General features: G+C 40.2%; 23 protein-coding genes. 3 read left to right on the top strand and 20 right to left on the bottom strand.

The genetic code is table 11. From position 1 onward, the window contains the following. Positions 1 to 388 precede the first annotated feature (388 nt). Positions 389 to 595, bottom strand: a complete 207-nt coding sequence (locus LIQ05_RS13000) for a hypothetical protein (RefSeq protein ID WP_226821248.1) — start codon at positions 593 to 595, stop codon at positions 389 to 391. A gap of 284 nt (positions 596 to 879) precedes the next feature. Here LIQ05_RS13000 and LIQ05_RS12995 point away from each other — a divergent pair, with 284 nt between their 5' ends. Beyond that, positions 880 to 1,281: a helix-turn-helix transcriptional regulator gene (locus LIQ05_RS12995; RefSeq protein ID WP_055185268.1), complete on the top strand. Its 402-nt coding sequence runs from the start codon at positions 880 to 882 to the stop codon at positions 1,279 to 1,281. 45 nt (positions 1,282 to 1,326) lie between these two features. Further along, the gene (locus tag LIQ05_RS12990) at positions 1,327 to 1,881 is read left to right on the top strand and encodes an ImmA/IrrE family metallo-endopeptidase (RefSeq protein WP_226821247.1); all 555 of its coding nucleotides are present in this window, start codon (positions 1,327 to 1,329) and stop codon (positions 1,879 to 1,881) included. 71 nt (positions 1,882 to 1,952) lie between these two features. On the opposite strand, the gene LIQ05_RS12985 is transcribed toward LIQ05_RS12990, so the two are convergent. The 19 genes from LIQ05_RS12985 to LIQ05_RS12895 form a co-directional block, all read right to left on the bottom strand. Further along, the gene (locus LIQ05_RS12985) at positions 1,953 to 2,282 is read right to left on the bottom strand and encodes a hypothetical protein (RefSeq protein ID WP_226821245.1); all 330 of its coding nucleotides are present in this window, start codon (positions 2,280 to 2,282) and stop codon (positions 1,953 to 1,955) included. A 40-nt stretch (positions 2,283 to 2,322) separates the two neighbouring features. Continuing rightward, a complete protein-coding gene (locus LIQ05_RS12980; protein WP_226821242.1) occupies positions 2,323 to 3,225 on the bottom strand; it encodes a sugar phosphate nucleotidyltransferase in 903 nt (300 codons plus the stop codon). 17 nt (positions 3,226 to 3,242) lie between these two features. Continuing rightward, positions 3,243 to 4,352: a UDP-galactopyranose mutase gene (glf, locus tag LIQ05_RS12975; protein WP_226821240.1), complete on the bottom strand. Its 1,110-nt coding sequence runs from the start codon at positions 4,350 to 4,352 to the stop codon at positions 3,243 to 3,245. A gap of 95 nt (positions 4,353 to 4,447) precedes the next feature. Beyond that, the gene (locus tag LIQ05_RS12970) at positions 4,448 to 5,914 is read right to left on the bottom strand and encodes a flippase (protein WP_226821238.1); all 1,467 of its coding nucleotides are present in this window, start codon (positions 5,912 to 5,914) and stop codon (positions 4,448 to 4,450) included. A 320-nt stretch (positions 5,915 to 6,234) separates the two neighbouring features. After that, the gene (locus LIQ05_RS12965; RefSeq protein ID WP_226821236.1) at positions 6,235 to 7,149 is read right to left on the bottom strand and encodes a glycosyltransferase; all 915 of its coding nucleotides are present in this window, start codon (positions 7,147 to 7,149) and stop codon (positions 6,235 to 6,237) included. A 16-nt stretch (positions 7,150 to 7,165) separates the two neighbouring features. Further along, positions 7,166 to 8,473 (bottom strand): O-antigen polymerase, encoded by a 1,308-nt coding sequence (locus LIQ05_RS12960; protein WP_226821234.1) that lies wholly within the window; start codon positions 8,471 to 8,473, stop codon positions 7,166 to 7,168. A 101-nt stretch (positions 8,474 to 8,574) separates the two neighbouring features. Beyond that, positions 8,575 to 9,492 carry a glycosyltransferase gene (locus tag LIQ05_RS12955; protein WP_226821232.1) on the bottom strand — a complete coding sequence of 306 codons (918 nt, stop codon included), beginning with the start codon at positions 9,490 to 9,492 and terminating at the stop codon, positions 8,575 to 8,577. Between the two features lie 3 nt (positions 9,493 to 9,495). Beyond that, positions 9,496 to 10,530 (bottom strand): glycosyltransferase family 2 protein, encoded by a 1,035-nt coding sequence (locus LIQ05_RS12950; protein ID WP_226821230.1) that lies wholly within the window; start codon positions 10,528 to 10,530, stop codon positions 9,496 to 9,498. Position 10,531: 1 nt separating this feature from the next. Continuing rightward, positions 10,532 to 11,722, bottom strand: coding sequence for a Coenzyme F420 hydrogenase/dehydrogenase, beta subunit C-terminal domain (locus LIQ05_RS12945; protein WP_226821228.1), 1,191 nt, complete (start codon positions 11,720 to 11,722; stop codon positions 10,532 to 10,534). Positions 11,723 to 11,774: 52 nt separating this feature from the next. Next, positions 11,775 to 12,977, bottom strand: coding sequence for a Coenzyme F420 hydrogenase/dehydrogenase, beta subunit C-terminal domain (locus LIQ05_RS12940; RefSeq protein WP_226821226.1), 1,203 nt, complete (start codon positions 12,975 to 12,977; stop codon positions 11,775 to 11,777). Next, positions 12,974 to 14,164, bottom strand: coding sequence for a polysaccharide pyruvyl transferase family protein (locus tag LIQ05_RS12935; protein WP_226821224.1), 1,191 nt, complete (start codon positions 14,162 to 14,164; stop codon positions 12,974 to 12,976). Before LIQ05_RS12935 ends, LIQ05_RS12940 begins: the two co-directional genes overlap by 4 nt. A 26-nt stretch (positions 14,165 to 14,190) precedes the next feature. Then, positions 14,191 to 15,312, bottom strand: coding sequence for a glycosyltransferase family 4 protein (locus LIQ05_RS12930; protein WP_226821222.1), 1,122 nt, complete (start codon positions 15,310 to 15,312; stop codon positions 14,191 to 14,193). A gap of 54 nt (positions 15,313 to 15,366) precedes the next feature. Next, a complete protein-coding gene (locus tag LIQ05_RS12925) occupies positions 15,367 to 16,452 on the bottom strand; it encodes a glycosyltransferase (protein WP_226821220.1) in 1,086 nt (361 codons plus the stop codon). Between the two features lie 277 nt (positions 16,453 to 16,729). Next, the gene (locus LIQ05_RS12920; protein ID WP_330633996.1) at positions 16,730 to 16,999 is read right to left on the bottom strand and encodes a hypothetical protein; all 270 of its coding nucleotides are present in this window, start codon (positions 16,997 to 16,999) and stop codon (positions 16,730 to 16,732) included. Positions 17,000 to 17,315: 316 nt separating this feature from the next. Next, the gene (locus tag LIQ05_RS12915; RefSeq protein ID WP_226821218.1) at positions 17,316 to 17,825 is read right to left on the bottom strand and encodes a DUF1972 domain-containing protein; all 510 of its coding nucleotides are present in this window, start codon (positions 17,823 to 17,825) and stop codon (positions 17,316 to 17,318) included. A 25-nt stretch (positions 17,826 to 17,850) separates the two neighbouring features. Next, positions 17,851 to 19,302 (bottom strand): sugar transferase, encoded by a 1,452-nt coding sequence (locus LIQ05_RS12910; RefSeq protein WP_226821216.1) that lies wholly within the window; start codon positions 19,300 to 19,302, stop codon positions 17,851 to 17,853. A gap of 272 nt (positions 19,303 to 19,574) precedes the next feature. Next, entirely contained in the window at positions 19,575 to 20,759 is a 1,185-nt protein-coding gene (locus LIQ05_RS12905) for a transposase (protein ID WP_226821214.1), read from the bottom strand. Positions 20,760 to 20,965: 206 nt separating this feature from the next. Beyond that, the gene (locus LIQ05_RS12900) at positions 20,966 to 22,108 is read right to left on the bottom strand and encodes a tyrosine-type recombinase/integrase (protein ID WP_226821212.1); all 1,143 of its coding nucleotides are present in this window, start codon (positions 22,106 to 22,108) and stop codon (positions 20,966 to 20,968) included. A 675-nt stretch (positions 22,109 to 22,783) separates the two neighbouring features. After that, positions 22,784 to 24,427 (bottom strand): LCP family protein, encoded by a 1,644-nt coding sequence (locus tag LIQ05_RS12895; RefSeq protein ID WP_226821210.1) that lies wholly within the window; start codon positions 24,425 to 24,427, stop codon positions 22,784 to 22,786. Positions 24,428 to 24,744: 317 nt separating this feature from the next. On the opposite strand from LIQ05_RS12895, the gene LIQ05_RS12890 reads away from it, so the two are divergent. Continuing rightward, on the top strand, positions 24,745 to 25,626 hold the full coding sequence (locus LIQ05_RS12890) for a homocysteine S-methyltransferase family protein (RefSeq protein ID WP_226821208.1): 882 nt from the start codon (positions 24,745 to 24,747) through the stop codon (positions 25,624 to 25,626). The last annotated feature ends 12 nt before the right edge of the window (positions 25,627 to 25,638 follow it).

Here is a 25,638-nt window from a genome sequence, read left to right as displayed (position 1 = left end):
GAATGGTGGCTCTCAAAGTCCGGACAGGTGGCTCAAAGAGCCCCGGAATAATCATCTAAGACTTTTCCTACTGCATCGTTATTTCATGATTCACTTTTAAGGTGTGATGTTTAGTCTCTCATATATAGAATTGCTGGAAGGGCATTTCGCAAGGTGTTTTTGAAAAAAAATTAAAAAACCGGAACAGGATGAGTTACTCACAGGCGCACTACTGCGCTGCATTCGCTCATTCTGTTCCGGCCTATATCACATATTGCTACGGTATCGCTCTAAACAAACAGATATTATATTGTAGACCCAAAAGAACGTCTGGTGGAGCTGGTCGGCTAACTACGTGCCGCCTAAGATTCCACCTCTGCGCTTTCAGTGTCCGATGAAGTACTCTGCTTCAGGCTTCTTTCCGATGGCTCTCTGCTGTGAAAAACTCGATACTCTTCACAGGAAGGCCGTGAATACACTCCACCAGAGATTCAGCAGAAATATAATCTTCACAGCCACCACGCTTGATCTGAAGCATATTCTTTCCATCAACGACACTGCGATTTCCGATCCGCAGCCCCTTTGGGGTGCGGATTTCATGTTCTCCGTTGCTCATCTTCTCACGGCCTCCTTTGTGTTGGTTTAAGTTTCTTCTTTTCTTCTATTCAATTTCACCTTTTGAACTTCCGCTCTTTTTTCACCTTTTTCGGCTTGCATATTTACGATTTTTACGGTATAATAATCCAAAAGATGATAGAATATAGCATATATTATAAGCAAGTCGTGTCGCCGTGTCAAGATGTAAATGTGAAAATTTGTTGCATCTTCCAGATTGAATATTTACAAATCCCGTTGCACATTGTTACAGCACGATAACTACGCCATAGAAAGGTTGCAAACATGAAATTTGGAGAGAAAGTTCGCGATCTACGAAAGAAACATTCTTTAACACAGGACGAATTGGCGCAATGTCTGGGTATCAACAAACGAACGATCATCGGATGGGAGCGTGATGGCCGCTACCCTCGCAGTATTGAAATGCTTGAAAAGATGGCCGATATATTTCATGTGCCTCTGACCTATTTACAGCCGGATCAGTCTTTATTTATCGAACGTGCCGCCGAAGCCTACGGAAAAAAGGGTAAAATAGAAGCCCAGCATCTCGCATTTGAGCTTACTGAGCTATTTGCCAGCGGAGAGTTGACCCCGCAGGATATGGACGGCATCATGTATGAAATGCACAAAGCCTATTTTAAGTACCGAGAACAAAAACGAGAAAAGGAACGAATCATGAACCTGTAAACCACTGTTCCATTCACTATGCCATCCCCGGAAGGAGATCACATTATGGATTCTTCGTTTATTCACCAGGCTGCCAACGAACTTGTCCAAACTGCCGGAACTCGCAACATCAAACAGATCGCGCGCAGTTGCAGTCTGGACATCAGTGAAACATCCCGCATTAAAGATATGTTGGGTTTACTTTCGCTCTATTTTGATAAGCCATTAATTCTTATCAATCGCCAGCTGGACAAACAGACGAAGCAGATGGTGTGCGGCTATGCGCTGGGGCATTATCTGGAGCATCAGCTGCTTATGGACCTGCATACCTTGAACAAGTTTCTGACCATTAAGGATAAGCACATCCGTCTTTACGAGCATAACGCTTTCACATCCCACCTGATGCTGGACAGTGATGAAGTCTATCAAATGACAAAGCGCGGGTTAGACGCTGCGCAAATCTCTGTAGCCAAACGGATTCACCTCAATCTGGTGATGGTAAAACTTCTTGAGCTGCATCATCTGGGATATGATCTAAGGCACTATCACGCCCAGCACCATGCGTTTATCAAACAGTTCAACCTTCCGGCACATTTTCAGTTTGATGTGGCCGCTGGATAAACTTATGTTCTTATAACCCTAAAACCCGTGATGAACAGTGCGTTATGCCTGTCCATCACGGGTTTTTCGTGTTATTTCAGTTTAGCGAGAATTTCATCGGCACTTATGCCTTCGGCAAGCAATTTCTTTAGAACGGATTCCGCTTCTGCTTTCTTTGCTTCCTCTGCAGCCTTAGCATCTGCCTTTGCTTTCTTTGCTTCCAAAGCTGCCACTTCTTTTTCAGCCTTCCTCAAAGCAGCCTTTTTTGCTTTCAGATCAGCCTTCAAAGTGTTAATGTTGGCGGTGATGGATGCAATCTCGGCTGCGAGTGCTTCCCTTGAGGACTGCTTTTCTGCAAGCTGTGTTGCAAAATCAGCGGTCACAGTTTTGGGCTTATTCTTGCTACCTTTTGTTCTGGGCATAGGACACAAACCTCTTTCCTGTTATGATGGTTCAAGAATATCACAGGTCTGAAAACAAATCAGCCTTGTACACACCATTCTTCAGCATCTCCTTGAAGCTGTCCTTTACAGCTGCAACGTCTTCATGGTAGGTCATACCATACCAGGTATCGTTGGTTTTCAAAACCTTTACGAACATCTTTCCCTGCTCCAATAGCTGACCGATGAAAATAGGAATCAGATACTCTGCCTTCAGCGGATTGCCCGGCACTTCCTTTTCAAAGAACTCTTTGAATCCTTCCTCCAACACAGCCAGGAAGTCAGGAGTCAAGCCCCACATATTCATGGATACCAGAGAATTCACATCAACAACCACACCGTCTGCCTCTGCTCCATCTGCAGTCTTGACGATGTTCTTGGTTTCCACAACCTCAGTCAAGTTTCCATTCTCATCCATCTTGCAGATACCACGAGTCACACCACCGTTATCAGACAGGGTATTCTTCAGAACGAAACCAGCCATACAGGACTTGCCACCATTTACCAGATACTCATGGACAGCTTTGAAGCCTTCCTTGCCATAGTAATCATCTGCATTAATCACAATGAACGGGGTCATGATTACCTTCTTCGCTGCAAGTACGGCCTGTCCGGTTCCCCACGGCTTTGTACGGCCTGCCGGAAGTTCTCCCGGAATACCGTTGATATCCTGGAAAGCGTAGTCCACGGTTACATTATGAGCGGAGCAAATAGAGGCAATACGATCACCGATGACCTCTTTGAACTCTTTTTCAATATCTTTACGGATGATAAATACCACATGATTGAAACCGGCTTCAATCGCATCATGAATCGAGTAGTCCATAATAATATGGTTTGCATCATCGACCGGCTCCAACTGTTTAATTCCTGTTCCAAATCGGCTGCCGATTCCGGCGGCCATGATAAGTAATGTTGTGTTCATTTTTTCTTTTCTCTCTATTAAAATTCCTTCTCGCATCTATCTAATACAGCCGCAATTACCTGATCCATGTCATAATACTTATACTCACCAAGGCGTCCGCCAAAAATCACTTTATCCTCTGCATCCGCCAGCTTCTTGTATTCAGAATAAAGCAAGCCGTTCTTAGCATCATTGACCGGATAATACGGCTCATCTCCCGGTTTCCATTCACTGCTGTACTCGCGGCTGATGATAGTCTTCGGCAGATCATTGCCGTTCTCATCCTTACCAAACTCAAACCATTTGTGTTCAATGATACGAGTCCACGGAGTTTCACGGTCGGTATAGTTCACTGCAGCATTTCCCTGGAAGTTTGGCTTATCCAAAGTTTCCGTTTCAAAGCGGACAGAACGGTATTCCAGCGTACCCAGCTTATAGTCAAAGTAAGCATCAATCGGTCCAGTGTATACAACCTTATCAGCCAATGCATCCAACTCAGCTTTGTTCTCCAGATAGTCTGTATTCAAACGAACCTCAATGCCATCCAGCAGATTAGCAATCATCTTGGTATAACCACCGACAGGGATACCCTGATAAAGTGCATTGAAGTAGTTGTTATCAAAAGTCAGACGAACTGGAAGACGCTTAATAATAAAGGACGGCAACTCTTTACAATCGCGCCCCCATTGCTTCTCAGTGTAGCCCTTAATAAGTTTCTCGTAGATATCACGGCCGACAAGAGAAATGGCTTGCTCTTCGAGATTCTGCGGCTCACCAGTAATTTCTTTACGCTGTTCCTCAATCTTAGTGGAGGCTTCCTCTGGCGTCACAACACCCCACATCTTATTGAAAGTGTACATATTGAAAGGCAGTGAGTACAGCTCACCTTTATAATTAGCCACGGGTGAATTGGTGAACCGATTAAACTCTGCAAATTGCGTGATGTAGTTCCATACTTTTTTGTTGTTGGTATGGAAAATGTGTGCTCCATACTTATGGACGTTGATGCCCTCAATGTTCTCGGTATAGATGTTTCCTGCGATATTAGGACGCTTATCTACTACTAGAACAGATTTTCCATGAGCTTTAGCTTCATGGGCAAAAATTGCTCCATAAAGACCAGTGCCTACTACTAAATAATCGTACATATTTTTTCGCTTCCTTTCATTGGATAAAAGACTTCTTAACTTTTCAAGCACTCATATCTATCAGAAAAAGTGCAGATTTTACTTAATACAATTCATTACTTAGCATCCATTTTTTTAATTATTTTCACTTTAGATGTTAACATATTCCAAATTTCTGCAACCATAGGTTCTTTTCTCATAAAAAGGTATCCACAATACACGCCCCAAAATAAAACGGATGATAGTACCAGCGTAAAAAAGGAATTCAAATTAGCGTTTTTAAGCCAAACAGAACATACTGTACCTAATATAATTGCCATAATTATTCTCATATAATGTATATTCTTAAATGCCTTGTTTACATTTTTATAGAGCGAAAAATATTGCACCAATAGCACAACAAACTCTGCTACTAAAGTTCCTATTGCAGCACCTGCTGAAGAGAACCGAGGAATTAGTATCAAATTAATAATCAAATCAGTAACAGCACCTGCTATTTCTGAAAAAAGTACTACGTTTTCTTTTCCAATTGGGACTAATATCTGTATTCCTAAAACATTTGTTATTCCTATAAACAACAATGTTGGCATAATTATTTGCATTGGAAAAACTGCCCCTGCATAAGCACTACCTGACAAAAAATAAATTCCTTCTTTTGCAAATAATATAAAATAAATCATTAATGGTGTTGCTATTAAAGCCACAAAATTCAATGCTTTTCTTGTTATTCTCCAAAAATCATCTATTAAGTTATGTTCCACATAATAAGTTGCTCTAGGCAAAAGAACAGCCCCAAGTGAAGTAACTACCGAAACTAAAATATTTTTAATTTTTACAGCCGCATTATAATATCCCACATCAACATTAGTCTTCATAAATCCGAGCATAACTGTGTCAAGATTTGTGTAAATTGTCGTAGCACATGCCATTGCAAAAAAAGTTATAATCGGCTTTAAATGCCGTTTAAAATTATAGTTTCCAACAGGCCTTAAATCGATAAATCTATGGACATTTATAAAATTAAATATATTTGATGCAGATGCTGCAAAAATTGAAATTCCACCGTACAAAAGGTAATCTGATTTTTTATGAATCAAAAGAAACATCATGATTAAAGCAATAAACTTAAACAATACTGACCTTATAGTTATATAGGTGTATTGTTCTAGAGCCTTATATAGCCATTCCATGCCTATTGAAGTAAGTATAATTGTACAACTAGCAATTACATAAAGATTCCTCTCATTGTGTAAACGAGGCACCAGTAAAATCGCGCCGAAAAATAAAACATACGATATCACACTCATAATTAAATTAATAATAAGCAATTCTTGAGCAGTACGAGTTAGTTCTTCTCTATTGTCCCTAACCTTTGCACATGCTCTGATTCCATATGTTGGTATTCCCAATTGAGCAAACATTGAAAAATATGAAATTAGCGAAGTAGCAAACGATACCTTTCCAGTTCCTTCAGGTAACAAAATTCGTGAAACATACGGAAATGTTATAAGAGGAAAAATAAAAGATGACATCGTTAATAACATGTTCATTATAATATTTAGTTTTAAAGATTTTTGTTTCATTATATAAACAATAGCCTTTCTATATAAACTGTTATTTTGGGGTTAAAACAAAATCGCATAAATAACTATAAATGAGCAAATTTGAAAAACTGCATATTCAAATCCATTATGTGCAGACATAAAGCCACACAGGTAAATCATCTGATAGTTTATAACTGTCTCATCAATTATCTAGCCTGCAAATGTAAGAAAATATTTTAGAATAACTGTGCATTTTCTCTTACAAAGCACTTTCAATTCGTAGATTATATACCTAAATTTTCACGTAGTTTTGTTTACTGTCTTACAGTGTATGCGGTCAATATATATTTTTTTCACTTTCATTTTCTCTTAAAAGTATTAGGAAGATATTTTATATTTTTCCCTTTCTCATTTCTATAAAATCCTTTTATTGCATCCTCTATAATTTCAACTCGTTGAGGACACTTTCTTTTATTCGAAATACATCTAAGACGCAATAATAACAAATATGAAATATAATAGCGTTTATCAAAATATTTTTTTAAAGTATATAATCTATTTCTATATCCATAATACTCTTTAAATGTAACAATTCCATTTGCACCATTATTGCCACAATCATGGATCATTACTAGATCTGTAAAACATCCTATTTTGTACTTCTGATTTATTCTTATAGATAGGTCTGTATCATCATACCAAATAAAATAATTTTCATCCGGATAGCCGACATCCTCAATCACACTCATTTTAATGCAAACCCCTACAAAAGAAAATAAATTTATGTCAAACACAAATTTACTATAATCACTATCCGAAGCACTTATTCCTTTAATTCCGAGTATTCCCTTTTTTAAATACCGTCTATGCAAATATTGTATTTGTTTATTAGGATAAATAACTTTTGAACAAAATACACTATAATCGTTTCCAAATTTAAATATACAATCCTTCAACTTTTTTATATAATCGTTTCCAAGGTAAGCATCATCATCACTTATCATACACCAATCAATTCCAAGCTTCGTAGCCTTCTCTAAACCGATTTTAAAACCTGAAGCACCACCATCATTCTGCTCCATATGAATACATATTATTTTGTATTTTCTATTTGTCTGCTTTTCCCAATCAAGCAAATATTCCTTAGTTCCATCATCCGACCCATTATTTACAACAATCAGCACGTCATCTCTTTCCAATTGATCATCATAATGAGAAAGCGTAATTTTCAATTTATTCAATCTATTATAAGTAACTACCACACATCCAAACATACTATTTTTTCCTTCCTTACCTTTTTAATTTTGTTTTTAGTAAAAATATTTTTATAATATATATCCACAAAATCATTCTAAAGAAACTTGCTCCCAGCAAATTATTATAGAATCGATTTCCAAAAAAGCAAAAAACCAAGCATGATGCTGCATAGCTATAAATAACTAGCCAACTATCAATAATTTTGTTTGATGAATATTTTGCCTTGCGATACAAATATTGTGAACACCATCCAGAAACAAAACTAAAAATAAAAACTCCAAAAATTCCAAAATCTATGTAATAATTATAAAAACAAGTATACACATTACCAAGATTTACACCTTTTATAACTACAAAAGATAGTGTTTCAATTGTATCCTTTATATGAAATCCTAAGTATGTATTAAAAATATTATAAAACGAAGTTAATGTTGCATAGCCAAATACAGTTGAATGTTCTAATTCTCTGCTTAAATAATAATCCAAGTTTTTCTCTTGAGCGCCGAAATAACGATAGAAATCATCATAAAAGTTACTCCAATCCATTTCGTTACGCCCTAGAATTCCTTTTATTGAAAAGAATATATATATCAATAAAATGACTGCACCTATTCCTACTAGAACATACTTTGTCTTTAGTTTTCTATTCCAATCATAGCTTTTATAATAATAAAAAAGAAGCGACACACCAAAAGCAACAATAGGTTCTAATGCTGAACCACGAGAACCTCCCAGCAAATTAATAAAAATCGGTATAATGATATTTATAGCCAAAAGAACATTGTACCCTTTTCTTCTATATACAATATTTTTCGCTAAAATAGTTGAATAAATATAACACAATGCTCTAGATCCAATAACCAGTGATGAAATCATGAATGGCAAATTAAAGGTTTCTCCCATGCCAAATTTTCCATTCATCATAGCCAAATTGACAGAAGCTGACAACCCTATTGCACCATGTCCTAGTCCCCATTTTGTCAATAAATACGAATATGAAACAAGGGCCACTAATTCAATTATCAATGATGCAAGTAAATAAGTTCTTGAAATATTCTTATTAACATCTAAGTCAACCTCATTAGCCTTTTCATGAGAAATTTTAATCTTAGACTGACATATACATCCTAGTAAAAAAGCTAATGTACCTAATACGAGTACCATAGTAGTAAGTAGTTTCATGTCATTAAGTTCCCATTTTTCTTTGTTAATTATTCCAATAATAGACATTAAAAAAAATGGGAAAATAAATAACACAGCTGGATTACATATCTCTCGTTTTGAAAACTTATAGGATATTATCGTTAATATACACAATAACATTGCTAAAATCCAAACCAAATTTTTTCCCCCCTAATGTTACTAAAAATCAGATATTTATATAATTATGTAAAGCAGCAATTTTGATTAGAAATAATCCCTGTTTATTTTTTCAAAAAAGACTATTTCTTATCATTTTTTAAATAATATACTATATCTCCAATATATTTTTTTCTCGTCAAATATATATTTCTATACTTGAAAAGCTTTACCCAATATACGAATTTCTTTTTTACAAGTAACTTATACCTATAATCACACCAGATATTACATCTCTGTATATCATCTTCATATTTGGGGTCAAAATAACTAGATTGAACATACCAGTCATTAATACACTTTGTCCTTATAATTTCATTTACTTTATACTTATAGCCATGTGATATTTTCCTCGATGCATTGCTTTCGTGCCGCCTATACTCTATGAACGTTTCATTATACAAATATAGTTTTCTTAACAGATTAGCAATTGTCCATAAAACAGCATCATGAGGTGTACCCGGCTTCCAATTTATCATAAACAGCGGTAAAAGCTCTTTTCTAAATGCCATTGTGCAACCCGGTCTCAATATTTGATAATATTTTTCGTCAAATATAACTTTGCTAATCAACTCATCTGTCTCAGTTCTAACTTTTTGTTGTATTGCCATTTTCCCGCCGTTTTCACTAAAGGCGTGATATCCAGAAACAAGCAGCCATATATCTGCGTTATCTTCAAACGCTTTTGCCATTTTCTCAATCTTATCTGTATGCCAAATGTCATCTTGATCACACGGAAAAATGACATCTCCCCTTGCCTGGTTCAAACCCTGTACAAAATTTTTCTCCCAGCCCAAGTTCACTTTATTCTGTCGTATTGTCCAGTTTTCTAAGCCATATTTGTCTATATAGTTTCCTATCAAACCAACAGTGGCATCGGTTGATCCATCATCAAAAATCAACAGCTCGTCTATTTTTCGTGTTTGCTCACGTAAAGAATCTAACATATCAGGTAAGAATCTTTCACCATTGTAAGTCGTCATAACAACTGATGTTTTCACTTTTTATCTGTGCTCCTTCTGCCATTTTCTCATCTTTCCCATCGTATCAAGCATTAGATACATCCGATGCTTAATAAAGAACAATACAACTTCTCTCTGCTTTCCAATTCCAACTGTATTCTTCGTCTTTAAAGCCTCTTTTACAATCGGTTTTTCCAGATATGCTGCATATTTCCGCTTTTTATCTGCATACGGTTCCGTATTAGTCGGATTGAAATAGCCACTGATTGCTGTGGTTATAATCACATACAGCAGTCGATTGTCAAACCAAGGTTTCAGCATCTCCTTATTGTCAGAGGTATCAATAAAAGCCTTGATTTTTTCAAAGCACTTAATCACAAACTCGTGATTGGCTTCATTATGTGAAGCTGAAATCGAGTTCTCATTATAGATATAATGATAAAATGGCTTGTTGATGAAAGTCGCACTCCCTAACTTTTCAAATAGCCGAAGATTAAATTCCAATCCCTCTGCACCTTGACGAAGCACCTCATCATGAAAAATCTGATTGTCCAACAATAATTTTCGGTCAATCAGCTTTGAGTACGCAACTGCGATATTTCCGTTATAAACCAAAAGCTGCTGCTGAAGCCATTTACATTCCTGACCCTTATATACTTTGCCATCTTCCAGATAGAATTTATACTCCGTAGCAGACTTACCATAGTCTTTCATTATGCCGCACATAACAAGCTGAGTCTGTTTTTCTTCTCCGGCACTATACATGGTCTGGCACATGTCTGGCTCAATCCAGTCATCACCATCCACAAACATAATCCATTTTCCCTGTGCAGCTTTACAGCCGTAATTTCTGGCCGAGGAGAGTCCACCATTTTTCTTATGCAATACCTGAATTCGTTTGTCTTTTTCTGCGTACTCGTCACAAATCTTGCCGCACTGATCTGGCGAACCATCATCCACTAATAAGATTTCAATATTTTTCAGTGTTTGTGTCATTGTACTTTCAATGCACTTTCTTAGATACTGCTCCGGTACTTTATATACCGGAACAATAATACTTACAAATGGCTCCGTCATTTTATCTCCCTCGCACCCGATTTAAACATTTCTTCATTGCTCCATAAATTCCAGTCATCAGAAGTATCTTCCGAATGGCCGTTTTTACTTTTACCTTGTTCGTAACAGGATAGTATTTTTCAAACAACTCTTTACCAGATAACTTTGCCGCATCAGCCAGAAATACTGTCCGCTTTGGATTCGTTGGAACAGATTCAAACATTTCCTTCACACCTGCAACCAACTTATCAGCTGAGACTTCTTTGCACCTTGCATACTCCATTACCTCTTGCATAAGGCTCGCCGCTTTCTGAGAATGACAAAGAACTCTGGTCGTGCCTTTGTCGTCATCCAACTTATTATCAAAATCATATACAGAAAAGCAATCCCAAATTGTGAAGTCACTTACACGATATCTCTTTTTGAAAGGACATTCATAGCAAGATGGCCGATCACATGTGTCTGAGAAAAAGGCTCTCAACATTGGATCGAGCTGCGCTCCTGCATGGTATACATTCTTTCCATCTTGGATAATGCTCATTGTGGAATATTTATATCCATAAAATTTATCCCGGAAACGAATGTTGTCAGGGTTCGGAAATGACTGTTCTTGGTATTCCAGATACCTGCTCCACACCAGCGGCGATGGAATACCATGGCATACCACATCTACCAGAACCAATTTCTCGTATGGCTTTCGCAAAAATTTGGATAGCCCCTCAATCTGGCAAGGCGTTCCGCTAAAGCAGACCCATCTTCCTTTCTGGAGAAAGTCTTTCACCATGTGGAAAGAATCTCCTAGTTTGCTTTGAACATATTTACTGTTTCTGAATTTTTTCAGATCATCAACAGTTTCCGCATAAGTGTGCTGCACATGAAAATTCTCATCATATGCTGCTCCAAATACCACTCCACCTTTTTGGAGAACAACTGTTGCTATAGCTGTAAACGCACCGCCTGCCGAACTATCCAATCTCACCTTTTCATCACAGTGCTGAACCAGATAAGCTTTTTGTGGCTTTTCTTCCTCAGTAACGGGACTTTGAATTGGACAAACTGTGTTGCAGGCATTACACTCTACACATCTACTTTTATCGACAACCGGGTACAGAAATTCTTCTTCATCCGGTTTCATCTGGATACATTTCTTTGGACAAATTTCTGCACAGGCTGTGCAACCAACGCAGTCTTTTTTATCCTTAATTTCAATCATCTGATTTCCTTTCCGCATAATACAGATTCAGAAATCAAGACGAATAGCAAGCTTAGTACTTATGCGTTAGTCTGACATATAGTTTTTTTGCTATGCTATATATCCCCAGTTTATAACAGGCCAACCTGATGCAGTGTTCCGCTTTAACCTTAAAGGTCTCCGGGAAATACTTATTAAACAGTTCTTCTCCGCTCATTCTATTTGCATCTTTGAAGAATAACTCACGCTTTTCATTCGGTGCAACAGATTCTTTCATTTCTTTTGCACCAGCTACAGCTACTTCTGGTGCGATTTCAACATAAGAGAAGTCATCCTTAATTGCATTAAAGATTTCCCTTCCCTTTTCTGTATGCACCAAAACTCTCGTAGCTCCTTTATCATTATCCAGTTCTTTTGAGAACCTACCCACATTAAAGCAATCCCATATTGTAAAATCACTAACACGATACTGCTTTCGGAAATGACATGAATGGCACGATGGTCGGTCGCAAATATTAGAGAAAAATGCTCTTAACCACGGATCAGATTCAACGCCCTGATGGTAATTACCATGATTTCTGTCTGTTATGACGTTCATCGTTGAATATTTATATCCGTAATGCTTGTCGCGGAAACGAACCGTCTTTATATCGTCTGAGAGTTCTTTCTTCTGATATTCCACATATTTACGGAATATCAAAGGAGAAGGTACTGCTCTGCAAACCACATCAACGGTAACCAGATTATCGTAGTCCTTCTTTAAGAAATTCTTTAGTCCCTCTATCTGACACGGTGTTCCGCTAAAGCATACGAATCTGCCTTGCTCTAAGAAGGACTTAATCTGTCGGTGGGTACCCCCCCCCACAGAACTTTGGACATATTTACTATTACGGAATCGATATAAATCGTTTTCCTTTTCAACTGCAACATGGCGAGCTGTTAAATCGGCGCCTAGTTCCACACCAACCACAACACCATTATTATGTAAGACATATTTAGCAATTGCAGTAAATGCTCCGCCTGCTGTACTTTCTCTTAAGACCTTTTGATCTTTATTCTGTACGATATATGCGGTTTGCTCAAAAGGTTTTTCTTTTGCTGTATGAATGATTGGACATACTCTTTCACAGGCACCGCAATCAATGCAGATTTCTTTGTCAATAGTCGGATAAAGAAATCCTTCATTATCTTCCTTCATAGCAATTGCATCTTTCGGACAAATTGCTGCGCAGGCAGTACAGCCGCAACAGTCCTGTTTTTTATTAACTTCAATCACAAATCTGTACTCCCTTCATCTTTTAATGCCGCAAGAAGATATTCATACGACTTCTGCCGAATTCCTTCTAACTTTTTATGAACACTTTCAAAGTCTGTCTCTATCTTCAAACAATTAGTTATATTTTCTTCTCCCGTCAGTAATCTGCCAGTGATACCTGCCATGTGGAATAGCGTATCTAACCGACTATTTGTTGACTGTTTAGTATCTCTGTTATAACGACGGAATGTAAAAAACTTCCGCTTATAAAGAATTGAAAATACAGAGCAGTGGAACGAATCCGTGCAAACATATTCTGCATTCCGAATCAAGTTCAGAAAATCTGCTGGATCAATATCATAAGGCGTTTCATCAGCATAACCTTCATCGCTCTTTACGAATTCATCCAAATGTGTCAGTGCTATGATCTTGCAGCCTGTAGCTTCCTTTAAGCGTTTTGCAAATTCCCTATGAGGAGGATTGTTGCCTAAGAAATAACAGAGGATATACTTGCCTTCGACTATAGATTCTTTCTTTTGGATTGTCATCCATTCATCGCCTGTAAACAGCAATGTCGGATCGCAAACTACTGGAACATTGCGGTTTGCAATTTCTTTCACCAGTTTTTGACCCGATTCTTCTCTTACACCAATGTGCTTTATTCTCTTTAAAAATACTTCGGCTTTTTTTGCAGAATCCTTCGGCAAACTTGACTGGCCAAAACTCGTTGCATAGGCAATCGAATTTACTGTCCCCGGCACAAAATTGAGTGTATAATAATCCGCTGCAATATTTCCAGGAAGCCATAACTGATCACTTCCTACAAGCACATTCGAATAGTTATCTTTACATTTATTTCCAAGTTCGGCTTTCGAATTGTATTTCGAAGAAAGTCTAAACCGCTTACGGCTAAACGCATCGAATTTTTCTGCACGAATCTTAGACAATTCTGCGTATTGGTTTTTGGAAATTTTCTTAATCAATACATTCTTTGCCATACCGAGTTTAGACAGCAAAATATCTGAAGTTAAACTTGCCTTAGCAAAATACAGCAATTTTGCCTTTTTAATTTCTCCGTTGAAACCAGAAATATCTATGGTTTCATTTTCATATCCCAGTTTATCTAACGCCATCTGCGTGGCATATGCCTGAAGCATACTTCCATAGTTATGCTGGAAATAGCATGACACAATTGCTGTTTTTTTCATTCCTCTACTCTCCAAACTATCTTTAATCACTTAATTATCTTCTCAAACAGTTTCCCGTGTTCTTCTGAAACTCTCCGAGCGTTAAACCTGTTATGTACATCTTCCAATCCCTGTGTCACCAATTTATCTTTCAATTCATCTTCCTGATAGATCCGCATCACAGCATTACTTGCTCCAACATCGTCATCCACTTTGACAAGCAAACCATTTTCTCCATCCTGGATTATGTTGGGAATAGCATCCACCTTGCTTGCCACAATCGGTTTTCCTGCCATCATATACTCAGGCAATGCCAGTCCGAAGCCTTCCCAACGGCTCAGTAAGCATGCAACATCAAAAAGCTCCACATAGCTCATTGGGTTATCAACCCAACCTGTAATATGTAAGCTATCTGAGAAACCATTGTCCTCCGCATACTTTCTAATCTCGGCTTCTTGGTTTCCATTGCCAACGATAATGAAGTGTGCATTTGGAACTTTATCCTTCACTCGTTTTGCCATCTTAACAAAGACATCTGGTGCTTTCTGTGGACTCATTCGCCCAGCCATTCCGACAACAAATGCATCTTCTGGTATGTTCAGATCTTTTCTCTTAACAACGCCATGCGCTCCACTTTCATAGGATTCGATGTCCACGCCATTAAAAATGACCTGCAATTTATCATCTTTACAAATTTTCTTGTCCAAGGCAGACTGCTTCTCCGCATCTGAAATGCAGATGATCTTATCACAGAAAGGAGTGGCTACTTTTTCAATAGCAGTGTACATTGCTTTTTTCTTTGCAGAGCATCGCATGTTAAACGCCCCTCCGTGTGGGTTGTACACACAACAATTCTTCAAGCCGATATCTGCAACACGAGCAATAGCCCCCGCCTTGCTGGAGTGAGCATAGATGATATCGGGGTTATATTTCTTTATCAGTGTCCTAACCTCTTTAATTGCCTTTAAGTCATTACCACCAATGGCTCTGGTCATTTCGACCTGTTCAAAAGAATCCACCAAACCTATGTAATCTTCTTCATGGAAATCCTGTGAGCAAACCAGTATATTCTCGAACTTCTCTTTATCCAAATATTTGAGAAGCATTCGGATGTAACGGTCTACGCCACCAGCAGCCTGGACTACATGCAATATTCTAATTTTTTGCATTATGCCACCGCCTTTGCAGTGGCATAATCATTCGTTAGGACGTACAGTATTAACTCATGCTATCCCCCCCCGAGTATTTATCGCCTTATCATATTTCTCGCTATATTGTTTTGCCATAGCTTTGGTATTGTACATATTCAAAACATCTTGATATGCCCGTTCTGTAAATCTGTCCGCTCCATTCCGGGCTTCTTTAATAGCTTTTACAAATTCCTCTGTATCAGAACATACAAAACCATTTTCGCCATTATGAATCACATCTCTGTTGCCAATTACATTGCTGACAACACAGACTTTTCTCATATACATAGACTCCAACAACGAAATTGGAAGTCCCTCCCATCTGCTTGAGAGAAGAAATACATCTGCATTGACTGCATACTTAATCGCAGTTGTCCTATCCACCCATCCTGAAATTTCGATATTTTTACTTTTCAGTTCCTCCCGCAGCTCACCATCTCCAATCCAGACGAACCTAACATCTGGTAGCGATTCTGCAATCGTATTGAATAATGTCGGATTTTTCTGGTAGCAAATTCTTCCGAGGGTAAAAACGGTAAACGGATGCGCTACTTTTTCTGTCTGGTTAACAATCTCTTGAAGTTCTTTCATATTGATGCCATTATTCACATAAGCAGCATTCTTGGTAAGCTTTAAGGTTTCCTGATGCTCACCTACACTGCAGCTAATTGTAGTACAGTTTCTTTTGGCACAAACTGACTCAATCAACTTAAAAACTCTGCGTTTTGTAGGATTACAATTCTCCATTAAAAAGCTATATCCATGCGGCGTATAGAACATCGGAATTTTTCCATCAAATGCAACTCGACCAATCGCCCCTGCTTTGCTGCTGTGTAGATGAATCACATCTGGTTTTACCTCTGCCGCAATTTTCTTTACCTCAAAGAACGCAGCAATATCCTTTGTTGGATTGATTGCTCTTCCAAAATTCTTTACTTCAATCAGATGAATTCTTTTGTCAAAATAGTCCTTATAATTTTTCGGTGTCTGCTTTCTTACTGCATACGCAATGTACATATCATATTTATTTACCAGTTCATTTGCTAAATCTACAATGTAAGTAAATACGCCTCCGCCCATAGCTTCGACTATGTACAGTATTTTCTTTTTCTCCGCCATAGGTTTGCTTCCTCCCAGTACCCCTTTATCTACTCATCTAACTTTAGAATGTTTTTTCCAATTTTCTTTTAACAGCAAACAAGCCCACGGCGGATCACTCAATGGCAATCCACCGTAGGCTCGATTCGTTCTCCTTAATTTTTTACTTGCTGCTCATTTTGTGGGTCAAAACAGAGCTGCACCAAAGCCTCCCACCTATAACCTCTGGATTTCAGCTTCTCCGCAGCCTGTCAGCAAATAAACACTTTCGTTGAACGAGTCGAGCCGTCAAAACCCTTTAGTTATCGTGGTATTTCTTGGTTGACCCTATTATATCTCTAGCCCCCTTTTTCTCAATGGTTGGAACAACCTTTTGACGGATACCATCATATTCAATTGTTTTGTCATACTCTGCACCGCTCACATGATGACCTGCTCTATTGTAGCAAGTCACCTCACAACCATTCTGTGCCATCCTGGTGCATAATTCTTTTACGACAATCTCTATCCCGCCTTCACGCGAAAGACGTTTCTGTCCGAAAACCGCAAGTCTGATTTTTCCTTCCATTACTTCTCTCCAACCGCTATTTCATGCTTTTATCTTTGCCTTATGCACAATCCCAGTAGTTCTTATCCTCAAATTGTCATGCTCGTTCTTTCACTATTCACCTTGCATCCTTTATTGCACGACAACAAGCCTGTATACAGATTGCCGCAGCAATCTATACGCAGGCTCGCCTTCGTACCTCCTTATTCTGTTTTCTGCTCTATCAGCTTTCGCTGTGGGTGGGTTAAGTATAGAGCGCAACCAGAAGCCATTAGCACCTGAAATCACGCTGGCCGTAACGCACCATGACAGGCAGAAACAGGTTGAGGTGAAAAGGTCAAGCCGCGTAAACCCGCATGAAATCAGGCTTTTCTCTGGTTGCCCATATTATTTCACACTCCCCATCAGGATTTAAAAACACTCTTCCTCCCAAAGCTCTTATTTTTCGCGCATATCTATCAAAAAAAGGACCAATCCGACAAGTCATAATGTAAACTATTGGCTTCTCGATGTTTTGTTTCTTAATAATTTCTATACTTTTTTCTAAAGATTTACAATCATAGTAAATAGCTTGGGCTGAACCTAATTTTTCTGGGATTGTAATTTTGTAGCATTCTGCATTATGGTATATATAACCTTCCTTACAACTAACAGCCCCCTCAGGCACACCAGCCCCTTGTCCATTTGCTTTAACTGACACATGATACTTAATTTCTGGATTATTTTGATGATACTCTGTCAGCTTATTGACAAACGTCTCATATCCTCCATATGCCCCCAATGATTTAGCACCCACTAAAAAAACATGCTGCACTTCTTTTTCTCCTTTTTCTTTTTTATTATTCAACTTTACGTAATTATTCCTCTACACTTCACATAGAACCATCCTTTTTAATCACCACAGTTATTGTTTTCAAAAGAATTTTAATATCCAATCCCACATTCCAATTTTCAATATATTCTTTATCCAACCTCACCACTTCCTCAAAATCCGTAATATCACTCCGTCCACTAACCTGCCACATCCCCGTAATTCCCGGTTTAATTGCAAGTCTAACCTTATGTCTTGGCTCATACAGATTTGTCTCAGAAATAAGAGGCGGTCTGGTTCCAACAATAGACATATCTCCCTTCAATACATTAAAAAACTGCGGGAACTCGTCCAGACTTGTCCGTCTAATAAAGTCTCCAACTCCTGTCTTATGTGTCCCGTCAGGCAATACCTTATTTCCAATAACTCTTGAATCGAAGTCCATCTTGAACATCTTTCCATCACCCAGCTTATTTTCTTTCATAAGCTCAGCTTTTCTTGCTTCTGCATCCATATACATGCTGCGGAATTTATACATTTTAAATTTCTTTCCGTTCTTTCCCACACGTTCCTGGGAAAAGAAAATTGGTCCTGGTGAAGCAATATAAATTGCTGGTCCCACGAAAAGACAAATAATGCCGGTTGCAATGCATCCAACAATTCCGCCACAGATATCCATCAATCGTTTCAGCATCAGCTGTCCCAAAGAAGCGTAGTTAAGGCTTGTGGTTAAAACTGTGTAATTTCCAACCTTTTCTACAAACTGTCTTTTTCCAGTTTTGTTGGTTATCTTGGCAAGATTTAAATGAACGGTTACACCGGTTTCTGTCAATTTATCAACAAGTTCTTCCGGATATGGCAGATTTTCTGAAACGACAACCAGCACTTCATCGATCCATTCCTGACACACATACATGGAAACATCATCTGCATTTGCAACTACAGGTACATCGCAGATTTTCTTTCCCGTCAGGTTGTCGTCTATCACAACCACTCCAGCAAGAGAATATCTTGCATAATTATTTTCCTGCATATTCTTAACAACTTGCTCTGCCACCTCTTTTGAAGTAACAATAAGGAGTTTGCGGTCTCCACCGTTCGCCATCTTTTTATGCAGGGATTTTTTCCAAAGTTCTCTTACTATGTAATTAAGGAATAAATATATGATCACAGTTGTGATCAAAATCATTCTGGAAAAGCTCTGTCCCTCCTGAATCATAAATAAATACGCAATTGCAAGCGCCCCTACTACGATAGCCTGCTCAAGCGTAGTCACAAATTCCTTATAATGACCTCTTTTCAAAACGCTTTTCATAATCCCAGCCATAAAGATTACAACTAAATCTGCAAAGCCGAGAAAGATAGCCATATTTCGATATAAAACATCTCCGTATATAGTCAGCCCTTGTCTACGGATTACATAAGCCAATACAAATGCCATCTGTAGACAAATCATATCTAAAATAATGAAATCAAGATGTTTTAACCACTTTTCAGAATCTTTCCTATACATAAATATCTTTCTTTTCCCTTCAATGCCTTTTTTGTTTTGCCCTAAATTCAAAGCAAAACTCCTTCTTTAATTTCATAACTTTGACCACATTTCAGAAGTTTCCTTCCATTTCTTCTGCGACTCATCTTCCACTCATGGAAATGACCCGCACCGGCGGTGGTCGGCCGAAAAGCCTGCGTCACTGGCGCAGCCTCTTTGCCCGGTTGCCCGGTTTTATAGATAAGAGCATTCGTAACGCTGCTTATTATCATTTTTATCTTTGTTGTCAATAATTATTTTGTTCTACTTCCGCGAAAAAAACTGTCCTGGCATTTCCTGCCAAGATTTCTGGCGTCATTCAGGAAGCGGTTTCCCTGATGACCATTTTCACAGAGGAATTCATTTCCTTTCCGGCGAACCTTGCCGCCGCAGATGGCGCATTTATCCTTCAGTCCGTCTGTTCTGGTTTCCAGTACCAGAATTCCTTCTGCCCAGGCTTTGTACTGCAGGTTGGTCCGGATCTTGCTGCTTAAGTGAAGCGGGGAAAAATTGCCGCTTTTTACCATTGCCATCCGGGTGAAGTTCCGGTCGTAATCGGGGAGGACAATGATTCCTGCCTGATTCTCTTTGCAGAAGTTCAGGATCTCACGGCTGACCTGATGGGCATAGTGCTCGGACAGGTTCTTCAGGTGCATGTAGTACTTCCGGTTGGGCTGGGGACTATTGTCTCCCACTGTATTTGGTCTGGATTTCTGTATTCTGGTCTCCAGCAGCTTGCAGCGGTGACGGTACGCATCTCCGCCCCGGCAGGTGTGTACAGCCAGCTGTTTTCCCTGTTCATCCAGAATGCAGCACACTGCGAAGGTGTCTGTATTTGTAAAGCGGACACTGCACAGGTTCGTGCCTTCTGCCATTCGTTCTTTGGCAGTGCGGGCGTCGCTGTTCTCCTGTTTCACCGGGATATTCAGCAGGTAACGCCTGCCCTCCTTTACCAGGGTGGGCGACATTAGCTGGCCATCTTGGGGAAAGGGGCGTCCTTTCAGCTTGCAGTCTGTCCAGATCCATTTCTCACCGTTCCACAGCTTCAGGCAAATGGATCTGTCGGTGAGGTCGGAATACATTCCTTTGAAAAAAGTAACCTTAGCTTCCAGCTTCTCAGGGAATCCGGATTGAAGCTCCTGGGTGCTTTTCACTGTGGCAGATGCTTTGTTGATGGCGGCGCGTCTCAGGTAGACAGGTACTTTCCCCATTGGTAAGGGGTTGGTTGGCTGTCTGCCGTCCCGACCGGCCAGGGTCAGGAGCTCCAGGCTGCGTTGGATGTCGAAGAGGCTGCTGGTCCACAGTTCTTCGTGGTTTTTCAGAAGGCCGTAGTAGAATTCCACTACGTTCTGAAAGTATTCTTCTGTTCTGTCCAGCCATATTGGTTCCGGGCAAAATAGGCGCATGCGCCAGGTTCGGATGCTGTAGCCTGTTTTCATAGGTTTTTTCTGTGATTTTCGCTTTTCTTTTTCGTATTATTCCAGTAATGCGTAATTGGCGTGCAGACACGCACAGAAACAGTACAAACTGGGCTATGACCACGAATGCGTACCACTTATTTTCAAAATAAGGGCAACAAAAAAAGACAACCTCTCAGAATTTTAGTTTTCTGAAATGATTGTCTTTCTCTGCTATATAAAATTTGCTACATTGCCTGCCCGATCATCTGGTTCATATACTGCCGTTTGGTCTCTGCCTGGATGTGCACGTACAGATCCAGGGTGGTGCGGACGGAAGTATGTCCCAGAATTTCTGACAGGGACTTGGTGTCAAAGCCATGCTCCACCCAGCGGCAGGAAAACTGATGCCTGAGGGCATGGATTTTGATAGGAGGGATTTCGCAGGTCTTTAAAAGCGCCGCATATCTACGCTGAATAATACGGGGCTCCATGCATTTCTCTGTTCCAGACAAAATGTATGTGGAATCCTTCCCCTGGAATCTTCTGGCGTGGAAGAGAAGCTTATCGGGAAGGGGAATTTCCCGGTTGGACTGCTCTGTCTTCGGCGGACCGATATAGAGGATTGTCTTTGGGGCTTTGCCTGTATTGGGATTGACTGCGTGATCCAGATTCTTGATCCGAAGCACTGTCCGCTGAATGCGGATTTTCCGCTGGGCAAAATCAATGTCGCCCCAGCGGAGTCCGCTTAACTCGCCTACCCGGATGCCGGTGTGCATACAGAGCAGCAGACCGAAATGAAACTCATTCATATTGGTGAGCAGAAAATTTTCCAGCTTCTGGTAGTCAGTAAGACTCATGATCTTTACCTCTTTTCCGCTGGCGGAGATATGAGGATAACAGATGGGCTCTGCAGTGTAAATGCCTTTTTTTGCTGCGAAATTCAGTACATTTCGAAGAACACTTAAGGTTACATGGATGGTTCCGGCGGATAGGCCCTGCTCCTTTTTTCTCTGAATCAGCTGCATGATCCGGGAGTTGGTGAGCTTGCGGATCTGGATATCCCCAAGCTGGGGGAGAAGCTGGTTCTTGAGGATTGCCTCGTAATTGGAAAAAGTGCTGTCTTTAATGACGTAGCGGACGCTTTGTTTCCAGTACTCTGTGACTGTGGCAAAAGTTGCCTGGTAGTTAAGGCCAACGGTCTTACATATCTGGTGCCCGTATCCGGGGAGCTCTGAAATCTTCTGGTTTCGTTTATCCTTTACCTCGTGGTAGGATTTTCCATAAATGGAACCGTAATGGATCTTGCCGTCCGGTTCCCGGTATTTGATATAACGGGCTTCCCAACGCCCATCCTTGCGTTTGCGTATATTTTCGCCTTTTCTGCACATAGCTGCCTCCTTGTTTTCTATAGATACATACCAATTATTTGACCACGCAAACATTGTATACCGAAATACACCATTTGAAAAACGCATGGAAAACAAGTGGATTTCTTAATAAATGTGGTATATTTCGACAAAAAAAGTCTATAGCTTTTATAATTGGTTGACTTTCCCTTGTATTCGCGATAGAATGTAAAGCGACGATGGGAAAGAAAGCAGAAATCATGCTTGAACGGCCCCCAGTCGCATTACTGGAATAATGTGACTGGGGGTCGTTCTTTTTTATTGTTTTCATTTATTATTAGGATTATTCATCTTTGTAATACATTGGGATGATTTCTTATATAGGAAGGGCCGGGAATGATCAGGTGAGTGATGTCCCGGCCGAGGTTTTCTTCTTTATTTTATTCCGAATTCTTTCATAAGTTGTTTCTGCTATTCTTCATCTTCTGTTGCTTTTATACAATCTTCAATACGATTTGAAGAAAGCAACTTCTTATTCAGAGTATTTAATGCTATACGTTCTTTTTCACGCCCATCTTTCTCTATCATCTGTCCCAATCTCATATATCTTTATAATATCACAATATACTATAAAAATCATCTTAAAAGTTTATAAATTTTTCAAAAAAGAAAGACAGACCCTTTTCAGATCTGCCTTTCGACTTTATTTATTTGCTTTTACTGCTGTGTCGTAGTATCTGCAGCTGCGGTTCCATCTGTGGTGGTTCCGTCGGCTGCGGTGGTGTTGGTCTGGGTCTCGGCTGCTACTGTGCCGGGCTCGGCAACGGACTCGGTAGAGGTGGTTGTATCGGTGGAGCCGCTGACCGGGGCGTCAGCCTCTTCCTGGGTAACAACCTCTCCGTTGCGGACTTTTTCCATAAGGCTCTTAGCCTTGTCAACGGTGTTATAATCCGGAACCATAACGTATGCCTTCTGGCTCATGGAGTATGGCTTCTCAGTAGCACCAGTTCCATCTACGCTGTAGGAAACGATGGTCCAGTCGCCGCCGTTTGAAAGCTGCTGCTGAAGGATCTGCGCGATCTCTTCGTAAGTGATGTTGGTGCCGAAGCATCCGTCCAGGCTGGAAAGGATAGAGGAATAGCTGGTAAGGATTTCCGGGGAAAGAGCCTTCTTCACAACACCACGGATAACTGCCATCTGGTTCTTACCTCTCTGGCGGTCACCCTCCTGGAAAGCGTAACGCTCTCTTGCAAATATAAGAGCCTGCTCGCCATTTACATAGTTCTCACCTTTGTTAAAGTGATATCCAAGTATATTCTTAGAGTCAAAGTCATAATCGGAATCAACTGTAATTCCACCAAGTGCATCGATTACTTTTACAAATCCGCCGAAATTGATTCGGAAGTAATAATTGATATCAATGTCATACAGCATTCCAAGAGTATCCATACATACATCAATACCGTAGATACCTGCATGTGTCAGCTTATCCGGAGCTCCATTGGAAATAGAGAGCGGTACATAGTAATCACGAGGTGTGGAAACCAGCAGGATCTCGTGGGTGTCTGTATTCACAGTGGCGATGATGTTAACATCGCTTCGGCTCTTAGCTGTCATTTCCCCTCTGGTGTCGATACCACTGAGATAAACCGTATACACTTTACCGCCATTGGCTGTGGTGATCGGCTCTACCGGAGTCTCCTCAGCTGCTGCCTGGATTTCTGTCTCAACGTCTACAGTTCCAACTTCCTTTACCTTGGTTCCGAAATCGGTGTAGCCGTCCATATCCTCATAAACACTGAGGTACGCACTGTTCATAAGCATAGCATTGACTTCACCATTCAGAAGTCCGTCTGCAAGTTCAGTAAGACCTGCATACTCGGTAGTCTGTACATCTGTGCCAAACTCGCTCTTCAGATGCTCTACTGCACCATCTGTATTCTCACGGTCAAGGGAGGAAAGAATCCCATAATTATATCCCTTGGTTGCCTCAACAGAATCAGCTGCATCATCACTCTTTACATAAACTGCAATCTGTGTAACCTCTGTAGTCACACTGGAAATATCGCTGATTGCAGTTCTTGTCTTATTAATATAAAAACCGCCAAATCCCAGGATTGCAACCAGAATTACAGCGAAAATGGTTCCGCCTATAAATCTGCCCGTATACCTGGTACGCCATACCAGCAGCCAGATAATCGCTGCAAGCACTGCAAGTACAATGCCGATAATCAGCATGTAAATTGTAGGAATCATCTTGGTCATCGCAAGAAGTCCCATGAAAACAACAGAAAGCATAATGACGATGATGGTGATCACCGCACCTGGTATCCAGTCGTTTCTTCTTCTCCTTCTACTCATCTGTTAGCTCCTTTTTATTCTTTTGTTTGTTGCTGCCCACCGCTGTCGGAACGTAATATTATCCAATTACGGTTCATTCTGTGGCCGGTAACCTATTCAGAACATAGCATATATTTTATACGCTGACAACTGGAAAATCAAGTCAAATAGTGTTATAATACGAAAGATTTGTGAAAAAATTTTTATGAAAACGTTATAATTTCCAGGACGCGGGTGGGACTATGACGAACAAACCGTATCCGGCAGATGTAAATATATTGCCGATTTCTTAGAAGTATGATTTTCGGTGCTCTGCCAATTCAAGGAGGAACTACATTATGACAAAACAGGAATTTCAGGAACTGACACAGAAGATCGTCATTTTGGATGGTGCTACAGGCTCGAACCTGATGGCGGCTGGTATGCCTAAGGGCATCTGCACAGAGGAATGGGTGCTTGCACATAAGGACGTGATCCAGAATCTGCAGAGAGCTTATATTGATGCTGGAAGCGATATTATCTACGCGCCTACTTTTGGCGGCAACCGGGTGTCCCTTACCATGCATGGACTGCAGGATCGTATTGAGGAGATCAACCGCACTCTTGTTTCTTATTCAAGAGAGGTTGCGGATGCTGCGGATCATAAGGTTTATGTGGCTGCTGATATTACAACCAGTGGCAAGATGATGGCTCCTGCCGGGGAGATGACTTACGAGGCCGCGTTCGAGATGTATCAGGAACAGATTGGCATTCTGAAGGATTCCGGTGTGGATCTGATCGTTGCTGAGACCATGATTAATATAGAAGAAACTCTTGCGGCTGTCGATGCGGCTGCCTCTGTCTGCGATCTGCCGATTATGTGTACTATGACTGTGGAAGCGGATGGCAGCATTTTCAGCGGCGGAAACGCCATCGAGGCTGCTGCTTCCCTGGAGGCTGCCGGTGCCGATGCTGTAGGCGTCAACTGCTCCGTTGGCCCAGACCAGCTGGTTTCCGTTATCCGCAATATTAAGGAAAATGTATCCATTCCAGTTATTGCGAAGCCCAATGCAGGTATGCCGTTTATTGATGATAAGGGAAATGCGGTATATTCCATGAAGGCAGCCGAGTTCGCCACACATATTAAGGCACTGGTTGACGCCGGGGCTGGTATCGTGGGCGGCTGCTGCGGGACCACACCGGAATATATTAAGGAAGTGGCAAAAATTCTTGTGCATTAATGTACTATGTAA

Origin of the sequence: Blautia glucerasea, assembly GCF_020537505.1 — a bacterium.
GTDB lineage: Bacteria > Bacillota > Clostridia > Lachnospirales > Lachnospiraceae > Blautia_A.
Note: the sequence above shows the minus strand (reverse complement) of the source record. Positions and strands in the feature narration are given on the sequence as shown.